This is a genomic window from Bradyrhizobium yuanmingense (assembly GCF_029167105.1).
GTDB lineage: Bacteria > Pseudomonadota > Alphaproteobacteria > Rhizobiales > Xanthobacteraceae > Bradyrhizobium > Bradyrhizobium yuanmingense_A.
Genome location: NZ_JARFML010000009.1, coordinates 187,413 through 200,064 on the forward strand (window position 1 = coordinate 187,413; position 12,652 = coordinate 200,064).

Sequence of the window (12,652 nt, forward strand, 5' to 3'; positions counted from 1 at the left end):
GTAGGGTGGGTTCGCAGGCGGCGGCGCGAAGCGCTGTCGCCTGCGTAACCCACCACGTCAGCTTTCGCCGAGATAAACAGTTGCGGATTACGCCTTCGGCCAATCCACCCCACAACAGTGAATGTGTCCTAGGGCGCAACCAACAACCGGCGTTCGTCATCCCAGCGCCAAAGCCGTTCGTTGGCGAGAAGCGTGCCGCCCCACCAGCGCCGAAGCGGATTATGGCGGCAGAAGTCCTCGTCTCCTGCGAGGATCGCCTTGCCGAGATCCGTGAGCGACAAGCGGGATTGCTTGTATCGTGCATGACGGAGGGCATCATCATGCATGTCGAGCGTGAACGGTCCCTCCTCCAGGCCGGATACGGCCGGCACCGGGCAGCGCGCAAGTCCATCGAGCAACGCCCCCACCTCCCAGTAATTGAAGACGCGACACCCGTTGGGCTTCTGGTATCCGGGGAAGACCTCAAAGGGCTGCACTCCGCCCGGCGCGATCAATTCCAGTACCCGCATTTCCGTGGCTCCAAGGCCACTGGTCACGTTTGGAAGCTCCTCGAGCAGGTCAAGAACACAACGCTCGAGCTGCGGAAGCAGGCGCAAGTCCATGTCGAGGAGGTCGAACCAAGCCTGCGGCGTCGGCGCCCGATAAGCTCGCCACGCGCGACCGGCCAGGCCAACGTGATCTTGCGTGAGCCTGACCAGCGGCGGGTTCGGCTTCGCGAGGCCCTCGGGACCGAGACCGCTCACGGCGATGTCCAGCGGACGCATCACGAGTTTGGAGGCTGCCGCTCTATCGCTGCCGCAATGGTCGAGCAGCCAGAGCAAGATCAATTGCGCATTTGGCTCTGGCTCCATCCACAGTTCGACCGTGTCATACTCTAAGAACAGCTCGATCAGCCCGTGAGGGCCCGAGCCTTCGAGGCGCCAGAATGCATCGAGTTCCGCGGTGGACGGCAGCGATCCCCAAACAAGCCGGCGCTCGATCGCAATGACGAGGTCGGCGAGGCCCGCCCGCTGTATCGCGCCGGCGGCGGATGAATCTGTCATCAAGATCAGCCGCTTCATCGCACCACCTGATAGACGCAACGCAAAAACGAAACGGGCACCGAAGACGTCGGCAACTCAACGTCCTCAGTGCCCGCTCCTCGCGAAAAGCTCTTCGCGTTAAGGCTTACTCGTCCGCCGGCTCCTCGCCGTCGGCGTCGCGCTCCGGCGTGCCGGCGAGGATCTGCTCGGCGATCAGGCCGGAATTCTGCCGGATCGCGGTCTCGATCTTGGCGGTGATGTCGGGGTTGCCCTTCAGGAACGCCTTGGCATTCTCGCGGCCCTGGCCGAGGCGCTGGCTGTCATAGGAGAACCAGGCGCCGGACTTCTCGACGATGCCGGCCTTGACGCCGAGATCGAGGATCTCGCCCATCTTGGAGACGCCCTCGCCGTACATGATGTCGAACTCGACCTGCTTGAAGGGCGGCGCCAGCTTGTTCTTGACCACCTTGACGCGCGTGGTGTTGCCAACCACCTCGTCGCGCTCCTTGATCGCACCGATGCGGCGGATGTCGAGGCGGACGGAAGCGTAGAATTTCAGCGCATTGCCGCCGGTGGTGGTTTCCGGCGAGCCGTACATCACACCGATCTTCATGCGGATCTGGTTGATGAAGATCACCATGGTGTTGGACTTGTTGATGGAGGCCGTCAGCTTGCGCAGCGCCTGGCTCATCAACCGCGCCTGAAGACCCGGCAGCGCATCGCCCATCTCACCCTCGAGCTCGGCCTTCGGCACTAGCGCCGCCACCGAATCGACCACGAGAACGTCGACCGCGCCCGAGCGCACCAGGGTGTCGCAGATCTCCAGCGCCTGCTCGCCGGTGTCGGGCTGCGAGATCAGGAGCTCGTCGATGTTGACGCCGAGCTTGCGGGCATAGACCGGATCGAGCGCGTGCTCGGCGTCGATGAAGGCGCAGATGCCGCCCTTCTTCTGCGCTTCCGCCACCGTATGCAGCGCCAGCGTGGTCTTGCCGGAGGATTCCGGCCCGTAGATCTCGACGATGCGTCCCTTGGGCAGACCGCCGATGCCGAGCGCGATATCGAGCCCGAGCGAGCCGGAGGACACCGCCTCGATGTCCATGGAGCGGTCGTTCTTGCCGAGCTTCATCACCGAGCCCTTGCCGAACTGCCGCTCGATCTGGGAGAGCGCGGCGGCCAGAGCTTTACTCTTGTCCATGGAGGATCCTTCGACGATACGCAGGGCAGTTGCGGACATTGGGTCGTGCTCCTTATGGCGAGGATTCGCGTGAGGGACAAACGGTTGCGAGGCAGCTCGGCGATAAAAGCAATGTACCCTATTTGTTCTGGGTTCGCAATATGTTCTTTTGCAAATGTTGGTTCTGTCAGTATTTGACCCCAGTGTCCTAAGTTGTATTTGGAGGTTGTCCTAACTTCGTTCTGGCCTTGGAACGGCCGCATCATTTGTTAATTGAGGAACCGCGAATACCCGCAACGGGGCGGCCTCAATGTGCGACAAGTGCGCTGAGCTGGATGAGAAGATTGAGCACTATCGAGCCATCCTCTCGCGCGTTACCGACCAGATTGCCTTGAATGGCATATCCGAACTTATTGCCGAATTGCTGGCTGAGAAAACCGGGCTGCATCCAGAGCATAGTGAGGAAGAGTAAGGCCGCCTCAGGGAGACCATGGAACTGGTGGAGCTATGAGCCATGGCGGCGCGCTCGCGTTGCCCCGGCATGCATCGCCTATAGGGCCGCCTCACTTGGCGGCCTCCTCGGCTGATAACATCGACCCCTGACAAACCAGCTATGCTGGATCGTCAAGCTGTCGCGTCGCGCTGCGTGCACAACTGAACAGACGCGAATCCATTTCCGGACCCTAATGCCTCACCACCGCGCGGACCCTGGCCACTATCGGTGATGAGAACGCGCGCCTTGCGCTCTCGCCTCCTCGCACGGAAAGAGCGCGCCATGTTCAAGCGGCGGCGTTTCAAGCAACAACTGACCCTTCAAGATCGGCTGTCGGCGTGGGTGAAGCAGGTCCGCGAGCAGGCCTCCAAGCTTCCGCCGGGGCCGGAGCGGGACGCGCTGCTCAAGAAGGCCCGTCAGGCCGACGTTGCCAATCATCTGAGCGATTGGGTCAAATCGCCGGAGCTGCAGCCGCCGAAATGACCGGGCCTCCGTCGGGTTCCTCGAAGCGACCATGACCGGGATCAACGACGCGCGACTGCGCCGCCGTCATGTTTCCGTAATCCTGCGGCACCGAACCTTTTCGCGGTCTCGGGCCTTCTGTGAGGATGGGACCGCAACTTTTGGGGATCTCTGGTCATGACGAACAACGACGCGCACCACGATACGCTGAGGCGAAAGCCGCTGCTGGACGCCGCGCACGAGGAGATGGTGAAGTTCGAGCGCAAGGAAAACGAGTTCCGCAAGAAGGACCGCGAAGAGCGCGCAGCCGAGCTGCATCTGCCGCTGAACGAGATCAAGGTTCATTAGGCACTGCCAGGACCGCCGTCCGGAGCGGGCCAGGCCCGCCCGCGATGCGGCACTCCGCTCCGGTCCTTGGCCGGAACCTCCGATCGGCATCGCCGGTCGGGGTGCTGCGACCACGGATGCCCCAGGTAGCTAAATACTACCAGCAACCCATTGGCGAAGCGATAAAATCGCCAGGACCCCTACTGTGCATGGGGTTGTTTTGCCACTTTTGAGAGGCAAGCGCGCCGGCGCCGTCGATGGGACGGCCCGGCACGTCAATCCGTCCGCAGCAGCACGCCTGCTACAGCACCGCCAGCAGAACCAGGCCTATCACCAGCACGACGAAGCCAGCCGCCGTCGCGGCGGCAAATGACCGCTCTACGTTATCCATATGATGCCACCCCGTTTCCGGCGCGCCACGTTTCCCCCATGGCTGCGCCGAACAGATAAAATCTTGCCGACGGGTGTGTCCGCAGTTGTGCGGACGGATGTCGAAATTGGGACCGGTACGGGGCCAGTGTGCGGCCTTTCGCTCGCGCCCCTGCCGGCGGTCCGCCTGTCAGGCTGTCGTCAGCCAGCCGGCTAGGGCCGCCCGGCTACCGGCCGGCGCGGGGCTCCCGCTCCTCCCGGGTCAGGCGCAGCGAGAAGGCGCGGATCGCGGGCGCCGCCAGCAGCACGACCGGCAGCATCGCGGCCCATGCGATCAGCCAGGACACCATCCAGTGCCGCACGAAGAGCGTCGGGCTGCCGGCGGGAAAGCTGGCGATCCCCGCCGCGATCAGCGAGGTCAGCCCCGATTGGATGATACCGAAGACGAAATGCGAGTAGCGGCGGGGAATGCCGAGCATGAGGCGCCCATGGTTGCTTACCCGTGATCGGCAAGCAAGGCACATGCCGTCGAGCGGATCCGGCGGTCCGGATTGGAACTGCGCTGCGGGACCGCCGGATGCACCCCGGCCGGGCTCCAGGAACTTTGTTCATGGTCGGAGAACCACGGAGGCCGCGGGCGACATTTTTCTTGCCTGCGGAATATTGCGGCGACCAACATGTTTGCAGGCGTAAGGGTGAATCGTGGGAGGTGACCATGAATCACAGGGGCGTCGAGTTCACCATCGCCAAGACGGCGATTCCCGGAATCTGGCAGTGGCAGTTCCGCATCGGCGACCGGATCAAGACCGGCAAGACCGAGACCAGGATCGATCTGCTGGCGATCCGGCGCGTGCAGCTGCGCATCGACCGCGAGCTGAAGGCGATCGGGCGAAAGACGGCCTGAACCGTTTCGCCTTCTGCGTCATAGCGCGTCAGTCGGCGCTGGGCAGCCGACGCATGGTGAACTCGATATCGCCGCCGGGCAATTCGCGCCAGGTCTCGACCTCGCTCATATAGCCGGCCTTGGGATAGCGGGCGAAGAAGGCCTGCGCCCGCTCCCGCGCCGCCGCCCGCGGCAGCGTGAAGGTCTCGCGCAGATAGCCATCGCCGGCGGACTGGCCGGGCTTGCCGGCCGCCTTGCGCCGGCGCGCCATCCGCTCGGCGAGATCCCGCGGACGATCGGCCATGTCCTGCCTTCCTCTGCGTACTACGCTACGGACAATGTAGGGCGCGGGCCGGATCAAGAGGAGTCCTTCCGAGGAGCGTTGTGGCTCCCCAGGAACGGGTCAGTTGGCGGCCGTCCCACTCTTGGTCTTCTTCGGCGCACTGGTTGCGGCCGAGGACGCCTTCGGCGCCGCCGGCTGCTTCGGCTGTTCGGCACGCATGCCGCCCCAGGGATCGCTGGACGCCTTGGTATCCGGAATCTTCTTCAGCGTTTCCTTGTAGGCCTTCTCGCGCTCGGCCTCGATGGCCTTCTCCTCCGGCGACTTGCTCGGGGCATCCTGCATCAAATTGATGTTGGGCATTTGCGCGTAGGCAGGTCCCGCCAGCACGGCCAGCACCGCGGCCAAACGGAAAAGCTTCATCATCCACTCCTTAAATCTTCCATGAGGCGCGGATCGCCCCGCGCCGTGTCATCCTCGTCAGCCCGGTCACGACCCGGTGGCCGCTAGTGCCGATCCGATCGGCATGATTTGGGCGCCTGCAGCCAATCGTCCCAGATCGGACCGCATTTGGTGCACCCGCTCAGCGCGAGACCGAGCAGGCCCATGCCAAAGACGAGGATACAGCGACGCAACATCATCCACCCCTACCCAAGCCAGGCATCATATCGGGCCAAGTCAGGCATTTTCAAGCCGAGGCGGCCGGCGCCAGACCGGGTGACTTTGCCTCGCCGATGCGCGCACAATGCGGTGAAACATCCGGCAACACAGGAGAGCGCGACAGCAATGCAAACGCAGCCAGAAGCCGAGTTCGGCCCCGCCGACGCCAGTCGCATCCTCGGGGAGGTCTTTGCGCCCTGGGTCCAGGATCTCAACCTCGCGGTCGAGCGCATCGAGCATGTGCCGCCCGCGGACGTCCCGGACTGGCAGCCCGGCGCGCTGCTGCGCATGCCGTTTTCGGAGCGGCTGTGCCGCAATGGCGGCGTAGTCTGCGGCCAGGCCCTGATGGCGCTCGCCGATACCGCAATGGTGATCGCGATCCTGGCGGCCAATCGCGGCTACCGTCCCATGACCACGGTCGATCAGACCACGCATTTCATGCGCGCGATCGCCGCGTCCGACGTGCTGGCGGACGCGCGCGTGGTGCGGCTCGGGCGCACCATGAGCTTTGGCCGCGTCACGCTGCTCTCGGCCGCCGACGGCAAGCCGGCCGCGATGGTGTCGAGCGCGTTCGCGATGCTGCCGGAGTGAACGCACCCTGAAAACAAGAGAGCCGCGCGAAGCGCAAGGCTCGAGGCGGCTCTCGATGGAAATCGTGTCGGGACAGCAAGCGCGATCGCGCTTGCCGTCATTGCGCCGGCAATGTCACTTGCCGAGAATCTCGTCGGCCGCGGTGACGACGCTGACGGTCGGATTCTTTCCGCAATAGGTGCCGAACTTCTTGGCATTCTCGATGAAGACGTCGGTGTCGATGATCGCGTTGTCCTCGTCGCCCTTGTACCAGCCGTCCATCCAGGTCAGCACGACGCCGATGTTGTCCTCGCCGCTCTCGAGGAACTGCTTGCAGGTCATGGTCGAGAGGTCCCACTTGACGGCGTGGGCGGGCATCGAGGCCAGCGAGAGCACGGCGGCGAACAAAACCGAAAGCGAAGTCTTCATCAATATCTCCATCGGCGCGTCGCGCCATAAAGGAAAGGCAATTGTGTAGGCTCTTTGGGCAGGTTCGTGGCAGCGGCTCGCCGTTCCAACGTCGTAAACAAAGTCTGAAACGCCGTGCAAGTAGCGCCAGTATTGAGTTTAGTTCAACGTAATTTCTCTGCACTACTTTCTACTCATCGGCAGGACTAACGCGGATGATTGAGAAGCGCACATCGCAACGTCACCGTGTTTTCAAGGGCGGAAAGATCACCTTTGAAAGCAGCGGCATTCCTTGCACAGTGCGAAACATGTCGGCGAGCGGCGCGGCGATCGACCTCGACACTCCCGTCATGTTGCCGCAATCGGTCACGCTCTCGATCGCGTGTGACGATTTCGTACGGCATTGTCGCACAGTTTGGCGCAGCGACAAGCGCGTCGGCCTCGCTTTCGTGCAATAGCGGGCGCGATGTGAACGAAGGTTCGCATCGCATGCACAACACGATCATGATTGGCTCGCAATCACGCAACGACCGCGCGATGATAAGACCGCAACCTCGATCGGCTCGCCGCCGTCATTGGGCCGGCGCCGGCCCTGCGCCTGCGCCTGCGCCGAGGCGGTAGTCAGCGCCGGCACGGCGGCCGCAATTACCAGAAGCCGCATGTCCGCAATGCCCCGCCCATGGGGTACAAATCAGTCCGCAACCGCGGAATAGCAATGCCGCGGGTTCCAGGACTTCAGCAAATCTTGATCGGCCGCGACTTCGTCGGATCGCAATCGTGCCTATCTGTTGGCCCGCAGGGGACCTTCACGGATGTTGCGGATCATTGCTCATGCGGCGCTACTCGCTGGCGCGCTTGCGCTCGGTGCCTGCGGCTTTGCCGACAGCCGCGCACCGGTGCCGGAGTTCATGCGCATGAAGGAGGCCGAGCAGCCGCCGCCGGAAGCGCCGCCCGACGTCAAGCGCTTGCTGCGCGAACAGATCGACGTCGTCTTTCTCGCAACGTCCTATCCGCGTGAGGTTCACGTCGCCCCGCCGCATCGTGAGCTGCGAGGACCGGGCTGGACGGCGTGCGTCCGCGCGCAGCTCACCTCGGCGACCGGCACGTCGCTCGGCGCCCAGACCTACATCGTGACGATCAACGGCGGCAAGGTCGTGGACCGCCGGCGCGCCGACGCCGACGACATCTGCGGGACCGAGACTTACGAGCCGATCTAGGAACCCGCCTAGGTTCCGGGAAAAACCTGTAGATGACCCGGAACGATCACCGCCTCCCCTTCTTGTTACCGCCGAGGGCAGTTTCGAGGAGGACATGATGAGGACGTTGACAATTGCGCTGCTGGCGGGCGTGGGTGCCTTGGCCGCCGCCTCGGGGGCCAAGGCTTCCGATATCTATACGACCAGCGAATACACCAATCCGGATCTCGTGCAGCAGGTGCGACTCGTCTGCGACGAAGACGGCCGCTGCTATCGCACGCGCGGCGGGTCGCGCGTGATCGTGCGCGATTCCTACAATTACATGCCGCGCGACCGCTACTATGAGCGCCGGACCTATCATCGCCACTACGATGACGGCCCGCGCGCCGGCGTCGGCATTCGCGCCCCTGGCGTGAGCGTCGGCGTGGGCGTCGATGACCGCTGGTAGTCAATGACGGATTGATAGGCGGGACCGGTCGAGGCAAATCGCCCGGTCCCGTTCGCATGATCGTAATCGAGAACCGCTGTTATGCGGCGGTCGCTTGCTGCTGGAATTGCTCGTAGGCCGCGATCGCGTCGGCGGCGTACATCAGCGACGGTCCGCCGCCTATGTAGACGGCCATGCCGAGGGTCTCCTCGATCTCTTGACGCGTCGCACCGAGCTTGACGAGCGCTTCGGTGTGAAAGCCGATGCAGCCATCGCAATGCGCAGCGACGCCGAGGGCCAGCGCCATCAACTCCTTAGTCTTCTTGTCCAGCGCGCCGTCGCGGGTGGCGGCCTGCGCGAGCGCAGCAAATCCCTTCATGGTATCCGGAATGTCGCTCCGCAACTTCTTCAGGTTGGCGGAGATGTTCCTGGTGATATCGGGGTAGTTCTTGTCCATGACTTAACTCTCTGCTGTGACCTCAGGTTTCGAGTGGATCGGCCGGCGTGACGTAGCGCGTCGATGACGGCAGCTGAGCGATGAAGCGGGCGAGCACCATGCCGGCGCACATCGCGACGACGAAGATGACGGCGGAGAGCGAGCCGAAGCCGAGCGCAGTCAGCGCCGGCCCCGGGCAGAAGCCCACCAGCCCCCAGCCGACCCCGAAGATCGCAGGACCCGCGACGATCCTGGGATCAATGTCTCGCCGCGTCGGCAAATAGAAGCGATCAGCGAAGAATGGACGCGGAAGCTTGAGAACGCGGCTGAAGCCGACGAAGGTCACGGCCACCGCGCCCGCCATCACGAAGGCGAGGCTTGCATCCCATGTCCCTGCCTGAATGCCGGCGACGTCCAGGAAGTTCAGCACTTTCGCTGGGTCCGACATGCCGGAGATGATGAGGCCGAGGCCGAAGATCAGCCCGATCGCGAATTGAACCAGGATTGCCATCGCCGTCAGCTCCAGTGCCGCATCACGAAGACGGTGGCCATGCCGGCGGCCATGAAGGTGATGGTCGCGATCAGCGAGCGCACCGACAGCCGCGACAGGCCGCAAACGCCGTGGCCGGAGGTGCAGCCGCTGCCCCACACCGAACCGAAACCAGTGAGCAACCCGCCGACGATCAGAAGGGCCGGCCCCGCCGCAATCGTCTGCGCCGGCAGGTCTCCCGTGACGAGCCGGACCAGCACGGGCGCGACGATGAGTCCGGCGACGAAGGCGAGGCGCCCAGCGAGTTCGCGGTCCTCATAGGGCGGAAACAGCCGCGCGGCGATGCCGCTGACGCCGGCGATCCGCCCCGTGGCCCACATCAGCAGAACGGCGGCAAGCCCGATCATCGCTCCGCCAGCGAGTGACGCGATCGGCGTAAAAGACGTCGTGACCATGAGCCTCTCCTGAACGAGAGCGCCCTTGCGCAGGGCGCAAATACCATGGCCGCGCTATCCCAGCATCTCGGAAAGATGCGCGCATTGAGCCTGGTCAAACCGAGGCGGGGCGGCCGAACGATATACTACAGCATCGCGAGCCCGGAAGTCCGCGCAGTGCTGGAGACTCTGTACCGTCCCTTCTGCGCCGGCAAGTCGGACTCTCGCCTTCGCAAGACGCGGGGAGCACTGCCATGACCGACGACACCTTCATCGAGGGACCTCTCTACGAGAAACGGAAGAAGGTCTATCCGCAGTCGGTCCATGGCCCTTTCCGCCGCATCAAATGGGCGATCCTGTGCGTCACGCTCGGAACCTATTACCTGCTGCCGTTCGTGCGCTGGAATCGCGGACCCGGCCTGCCCGACCAGGCCGTGCTGATCGACTTCCCGCATCGGCGCTTCTACTTCTTCTTCATCGAGCTGTGGCCGCAGGAGGTCTATTATTTCACCGGCCTCCTCATCATTGCGGCGATGATTCTGTTCCTGATGAACGCGGTCGCAGGACGGCTGTGGTGCGGCTACATGTGCCCGCAAACGGTGTGGACAGACCTGTTCTACGCGGTGGAGCGTTGGGTCGAGGGCGACCGGCGCGAGCGCATGCAGGGCGACAAGCGCTACTGGACGTTCGACCATCTTCGCAAGGTCGCACTCAAGCACCTCCTCTGGATCATGATCGCCTGGTGGACCGGCGGCGCCTGGGTGCTCTATTTCTCCGACGCGCCGACGCTGGTGAAGGAGCTCGCGACCTTCCAGGCACCGTTCATCGCCTATCTCTGGATCGGCATCCTCACCGCCACGACCTATGTCTTTGCCGGTCATGCCCGTGAGCAGATGTGCATCTACATGTGCCCGTGGCCGCGCATCCAGGCGGCGCTGACCGACGAATGGGCGCTCAACGTCACCTATCGGCGCGACCGCGGCGAGCCGCGCATGTCGGTGAAGAAGGCGGATGCCGCGCGTACCTATGGCGAACCCGCCGGCGACTGCGTCGACTGCCATCAGTGCATCAATGTCTGCCCGACCGGCGTCGACATCCGCCACGGCATCCAGCTCGGCTGCATCCAGTGCGGCCTGTGCATCGACGCGTGCGACAACGTCATGCGCGAGATCGGCCGGCCCCAGGGCCTGATCGGCTACGACACCGACATCAACATGCAGCGCCGACGCGAGGGCAAGCCGCCGATCTACCGCATCATCCGTCCGCGCACGCTGATCTATGCCGCGGCCATCGCCATCGTGGGCAGCATCATGCTGTACACTCTCGCCACTCGCGCGACGATGGACGTCAACGTGCTGCACGAGCGCAATCCCCTCTTCGTCCAGCTTTCGGACGGCGGCGTGCGCAACGACTACACCGTGCGTATCCTCAACAAGAGTGCACAGCGATCGTTTGCGCTCGAAGTCTCCGGTCTGCCGGGCGCGACCATTCGCGTCGCCGGCATCGAGGCGGAACCCGGCGGCAAGCCCATCATCGAGGTCGGGCAGGATCAGACCCGCGAGGTCAGGCTGTCGGTACAGGTCGGGCCCAGCGACCTGCCGAAGACCTCCCGCGACATCGAGATCACCATCACCGATACCGCCAGCGGCGGCCGCGCGAGCACCCGCGATCATTTCGTGCCGGGAGACTAGCCACGATTCCTCAGGGTCACCCCCGGCCGGATGCTGAATGGAATGTTAACACTACCGCTCGAATTGCGGCGGCGTGCCAACGGTATTTTCCAATCTTTGCGCTAAGCATGATCGGTGGCACGGGCCCAGCTCGTGTGAACGGGGACGACGGGACGTGGTCGACATCGCGCATCAGGCTGCGATCAATCCGGCATCGGCAAGGGATGCCGCGATGGAGCGCGCGCCTGTCCCGCTCGACGCCGTCGACACCGGCCAATGGCGCGCGCTGGCGCAGCGGGCGATCGAGCCGAACGGATATTACCTGCCCGCCTGGGAGCTCGCCGTCAGCGCAACTGCGCGCGGTCGCACGGATGCCTCGGCACTGTCCGCATTTGACGGCACTTCGGCGCGGCTGATCGGCCTGTTGCCGGTGGTCTCGCTCTGGCGCGCCCTGAAGATCCCCCTGCCCGCCCTGGTGAGCGCGCATCCCTATGGCACGCTGTGCAGCCCGCTGCTCGACCGCGACGCTCCGCGCGAAGCCGCTGCGCGTCTGCTGCAGCAGGCGCGCGAGGCTGGCGCGCATGCGCTCGTGCTGACCGACGTCGCGCTCAACGGCGCAGCGATGGCATCGCTCAAGCAGGTGCTGCACCGCGACGGTGTGAAGCCGAGAATCCTCAACTCCTATATCCGTGCCAGTCTCGATGCGACGCAGGATGGAGACGCGCTGTTGCGCGAGGCGCTCGGCGCCAAGAAGCTCAAGGAGCTGCGGCGCCAGCGCCACCGTCTCGAGGAGCACGGCTCCGTCGTGTTCGAGATTGCGCGCAGCTCCGACCAGATCGGACCTGCGCTCGAAACCTTCCTGCAGCTCGAAGCCAGCGGCTGGAAGGGCAAGCGCGGCACCGCGCTGGTTCAGCACGCGGGCGACGCAACCTTCATCCGCCGCGCGGTTCCCGCGCTGGCGGAGACCGCGCAATGCGAGATCGTCACCCTTCGCGCCGGCGCGACGCCGATTGCCGCCGGCATCGTGTTGCGCCATCAGGATCGCGCCTTCTTCTTCAAGCTTGGGATCGACGAGCGCTTTGCAAGATATTCGCCGGGCGTGCAGCTCACGCTCGACCTCACCCGCCATCTCTGCGCCGACCCCGCCGTCGCCAGCGCGGACTCGACGGCGAATGCCGATCACCCCATGATCAACCCGATCTGGCGCGGACGCCTCGCGATCGGCGATGTGCTGATCCCGCTGCGGCGGCACGATCCGGTCGTGGCGCTCATTCACGGTGCGCTGGTCGGCCTCAACGCCGCGCACGAGGCCACGCGCGGCGTGGTTCGCCGGCTCCGCAAATGAGCGGGG

19 protein-coding genes and 1 pseudogene are annotated in these 12,652 nt (G+C 64.4%); 11 read left to right on the forward strand and 9 right to left on the reverse strand.

Translation table 11 applies throughout. The features are described from left to right. Nucleotides 1-128: 128 nt before the first annotated feature. Entirely contained in the window at nucleotides 129-1,061 is a 933-nt protein-coding gene (locus P0R31_RS14330; RefSeq protein ID WP_275514627.1) for a hypothetical protein, read from the reverse strand. A 106-nt stretch (nucleotides 1,062-1,167) separates the two neighbouring features. Continuing rightward, nucleotides 1,168-2,256 (reverse strand): recombinase RecA, encoded by a 1,089-nt coding sequence (gene recA / locus P0R31_RS14335; RefSeq protein WP_027577058.1) that lies wholly within the window; start codon nucleotides 2,254-2,256, stop codon nucleotides 1,168-1,170. Nucleotides 2,257-2,506: 250 nt separating this feature from the next. Here recA and P0R31_RS14340 point away from each other — a divergent pair, with 250 nt between their 5' ends. The 3 genes from P0R31_RS14340 to P0R31_RS14350 all read left to right on the forward strand — a co-directional run bounded on the left by P0R31_RS14340 (nucleotide 2,507) and on the right by P0R31_RS14350 (nucleotide 3,499). Further along, nucleotides 2,507-2,668: a hypothetical protein gene (locus P0R31_RS14340; RefSeq protein ID WP_275514628.1), complete on the forward strand. Its 162-nt coding sequence runs from the start codon at nucleotides 2,507-2,509 to the stop codon at nucleotides 2,666-2,668. Between the two features lie 303 nt (nucleotides 2,669-2,971). Continuing rightward, nucleotides 2,972-3,172 carry a hypothetical protein gene (locus P0R31_RS14345; protein WP_275514629.1) on the forward strand — a complete coding sequence of 67 codons (201 nt, stop codon included), beginning with the start codon at nucleotides 2,972-2,974 and terminating at the stop codon, nucleotides 3,170-3,172. Between the two features lie 156 nt (nucleotides 3,173-3,328). After that, on the forward strand, nucleotides 3,329-3,499 hold the full coding sequence (locus P0R31_RS14350; RefSeq protein ID WP_275514630.1) for a hypothetical protein: 171 nt from the start codon (nucleotides 3,329-3,331) through the stop codon (nucleotides 3,497-3,499). A 575-nt stretch (nucleotides 3,500-4,074) separates the two neighbouring features. Here P0R31_RS14350 and P0R31_RS14355 read toward each other — a convergent pair. Then, nucleotides 4,075-4,326, reverse strand: coding sequence for a DUF2798 domain-containing protein (locus P0R31_RS14355; protein ID WP_275514631.1), 252 nt, complete (start codon nucleotides 4,324-4,326; stop codon nucleotides 4,075-4,077). 236 nt (nucleotides 4,327-4,562) lie between these two features. Here P0R31_RS14355 and P0R31_RS14360 point away from each other — a divergent pair, with 236 nt between their 5' ends. Then, entirely contained in the window at nucleotides 4,563-4,751 is a 189-nt protein-coding gene (locus P0R31_RS14360) for a hypothetical protein (RefSeq protein WP_109143203.1), read from the forward strand. A 28-nt stretch (nucleotides 4,752-4,779) separates the two neighbouring features. On the opposite strand, the gene P0R31_RS14365 is transcribed toward P0R31_RS14360, so the two are convergent. Beyond that, nucleotides 4,780-5,034, reverse strand: a complete 255-nt coding sequence (locus tag P0R31_RS14365) for a hypothetical protein (protein ID WP_036013009.1) — start codon at nucleotides 5,032-5,034, stop codon at nucleotides 4,780-4,782. A 99-nt stretch (nucleotides 5,035-5,133) separates the two neighbouring features. Then, nucleotides 5,134-5,433, reverse strand: coding sequence for a hypothetical protein (locus P0R31_RS14370; RefSeq protein ID WP_275514632.1), 300 nt, complete (start codon nucleotides 5,431-5,433; stop codon nucleotides 5,134-5,136). Nucleotides 5,434-5,796: 363 nt separating this feature from the next. Here P0R31_RS14370 and P0R31_RS14375 point away from each other — a divergent pair, with 363 nt between their 5' ends. Then, nucleotides 5,797-6,261 (forward strand): PaaI family thioesterase, encoded by a 465-nt coding sequence (locus P0R31_RS14375; protein ID WP_275514633.1) that lies wholly within the window; start codon nucleotides 5,797-5,799, stop codon nucleotides 6,259-6,261. Nucleotides 6,262-6,375: 114 nt separating this feature from the next. Here the strand turns inward: P0R31_RS14375 and P0R31_RS14380 are convergent, their stop codons facing one another. Continuing rightward, nucleotides 6,376-6,669: an HdeA family protein gene (locus P0R31_RS14380; protein ID WP_275514634.1), complete on the reverse strand. Its 294-nt coding sequence runs from the start codon at nucleotides 6,667-6,669 to the stop codon at nucleotides 6,376-6,378. A 194-nt stretch (nucleotides 6,670-6,863) separates the two neighbouring features. Here P0R31_RS14380 and P0R31_RS14385 point away from each other — a divergent pair, with 194 nt between their 5' ends. The 3 genes from P0R31_RS14385 (at nucleotide 6,864) to P0R31_RS14395 (ending at nucleotide 8,292) form a co-directional block, all read left to right on the forward strand. Next, entirely contained in the window at nucleotides 6,864-7,106 is a 243-nt protein-coding gene (locus P0R31_RS14385; RefSeq protein WP_275514635.1) for a PilZ domain-containing protein, read from the forward strand. A 354-nt stretch (nucleotides 7,107-7,460) separates the two neighbouring features. Next, nucleotides 7,461-7,865, forward strand: a complete 405-nt coding sequence (locus P0R31_RS14390; protein ID WP_275514636.1) for a hypothetical protein — start codon at nucleotides 7,461-7,463, stop codon at nucleotides 7,863-7,865. A 94-nt stretch (nucleotides 7,866-7,959) separates the two neighbouring features. Then, nucleotides 7,960-8,292, forward strand: coding sequence for a hypothetical protein (locus P0R31_RS14395; protein ID WP_275514637.1), 333 nt, complete (start codon nucleotides 7,960-7,962; stop codon nucleotides 8,290-8,292). 79 nt (nucleotides 8,293-8,371) lie between these two features. On the opposite strand, the gene P0R31_RS14400 is transcribed toward P0R31_RS14395, so the two are convergent. Genes P0R31_RS14400 through P0R31_RS14410 form a run of 3 tightly spaced genes read right to left on the reverse strand, consistent with a single transcriptional unit; the run spans nucleotide 8,372 to nucleotide 9,652 of the window. Next, entirely contained in the window at nucleotides 8,372-8,728 is a 357-nt protein-coding gene (locus P0R31_RS14400) for a carboxymuconolactone decarboxylase family protein (protein WP_275514638.1), read from the reverse strand. 22 nt (nucleotides 8,729-8,750) lie between these two features. Beyond that, nucleotides 8,751-9,218, reverse strand: a complete 468-nt coding sequence (locus tag P0R31_RS14405) for a DUF6691 family protein (protein WP_275514639.1) — start codon at nucleotides 9,216-9,218, stop codon at nucleotides 8,751-8,753. A gap of 5 nt (nucleotides 9,219-9,223) precedes the next feature. Then, nucleotides 9,224-9,652 (reverse strand): YeeE/YedE family protein, encoded by a 429-nt coding sequence (locus P0R31_RS14410; protein ID WP_275514640.1) that lies wholly within the window; start codon nucleotides 9,650-9,652, stop codon nucleotides 9,224-9,226. A 48-nt stretch (nucleotides 9,653-9,700) separates the two neighbouring features. On the opposite strand from P0R31_RS14410, the pseudogene P0R31_RS14415 reads away from it, so the two are divergent. From P0R31_RS14415 to P0R31_RS14425, 3 genes and pseudogenes are all read left to right on the forward strand, one after another. Continuing rightward, nucleotides 9,701-9,889 (forward strand): annotated as a pseudogene (locus tag P0R31_RS14415) (ArsR/SmtB family transcription factor); the annotation flags it as partial. Next, nucleotides 9,886-11,322 carry a cytochrome c oxidase accessory protein CcoG gene (gene ccoG / locus P0R31_RS14420; RefSeq protein WP_275514641.1) on the forward strand — a complete coding sequence of 479 codons (1,437 nt, stop codon included), beginning with the start codon at nucleotides 9,886-9,888 and terminating at the stop codon, nucleotides 11,320-11,322. The pseudogene P0R31_RS14415 and the gene ccoG, both read left to right, overlap by 4 nt. A gap of 154 nt (nucleotides 11,323-11,476) precedes the next feature. Then, nucleotides 11,477-12,646: a GNAT family N-acetyltransferase gene (locus tag P0R31_RS14425; RefSeq protein WP_275514642.1), complete on the forward strand. Its 1,170-nt coding sequence runs from the start codon at nucleotides 11,477-11,479 to the stop codon at nucleotides 12,644-12,646. Nucleotides 12,647-12,652: the final 6 nt, after the last annotated feature.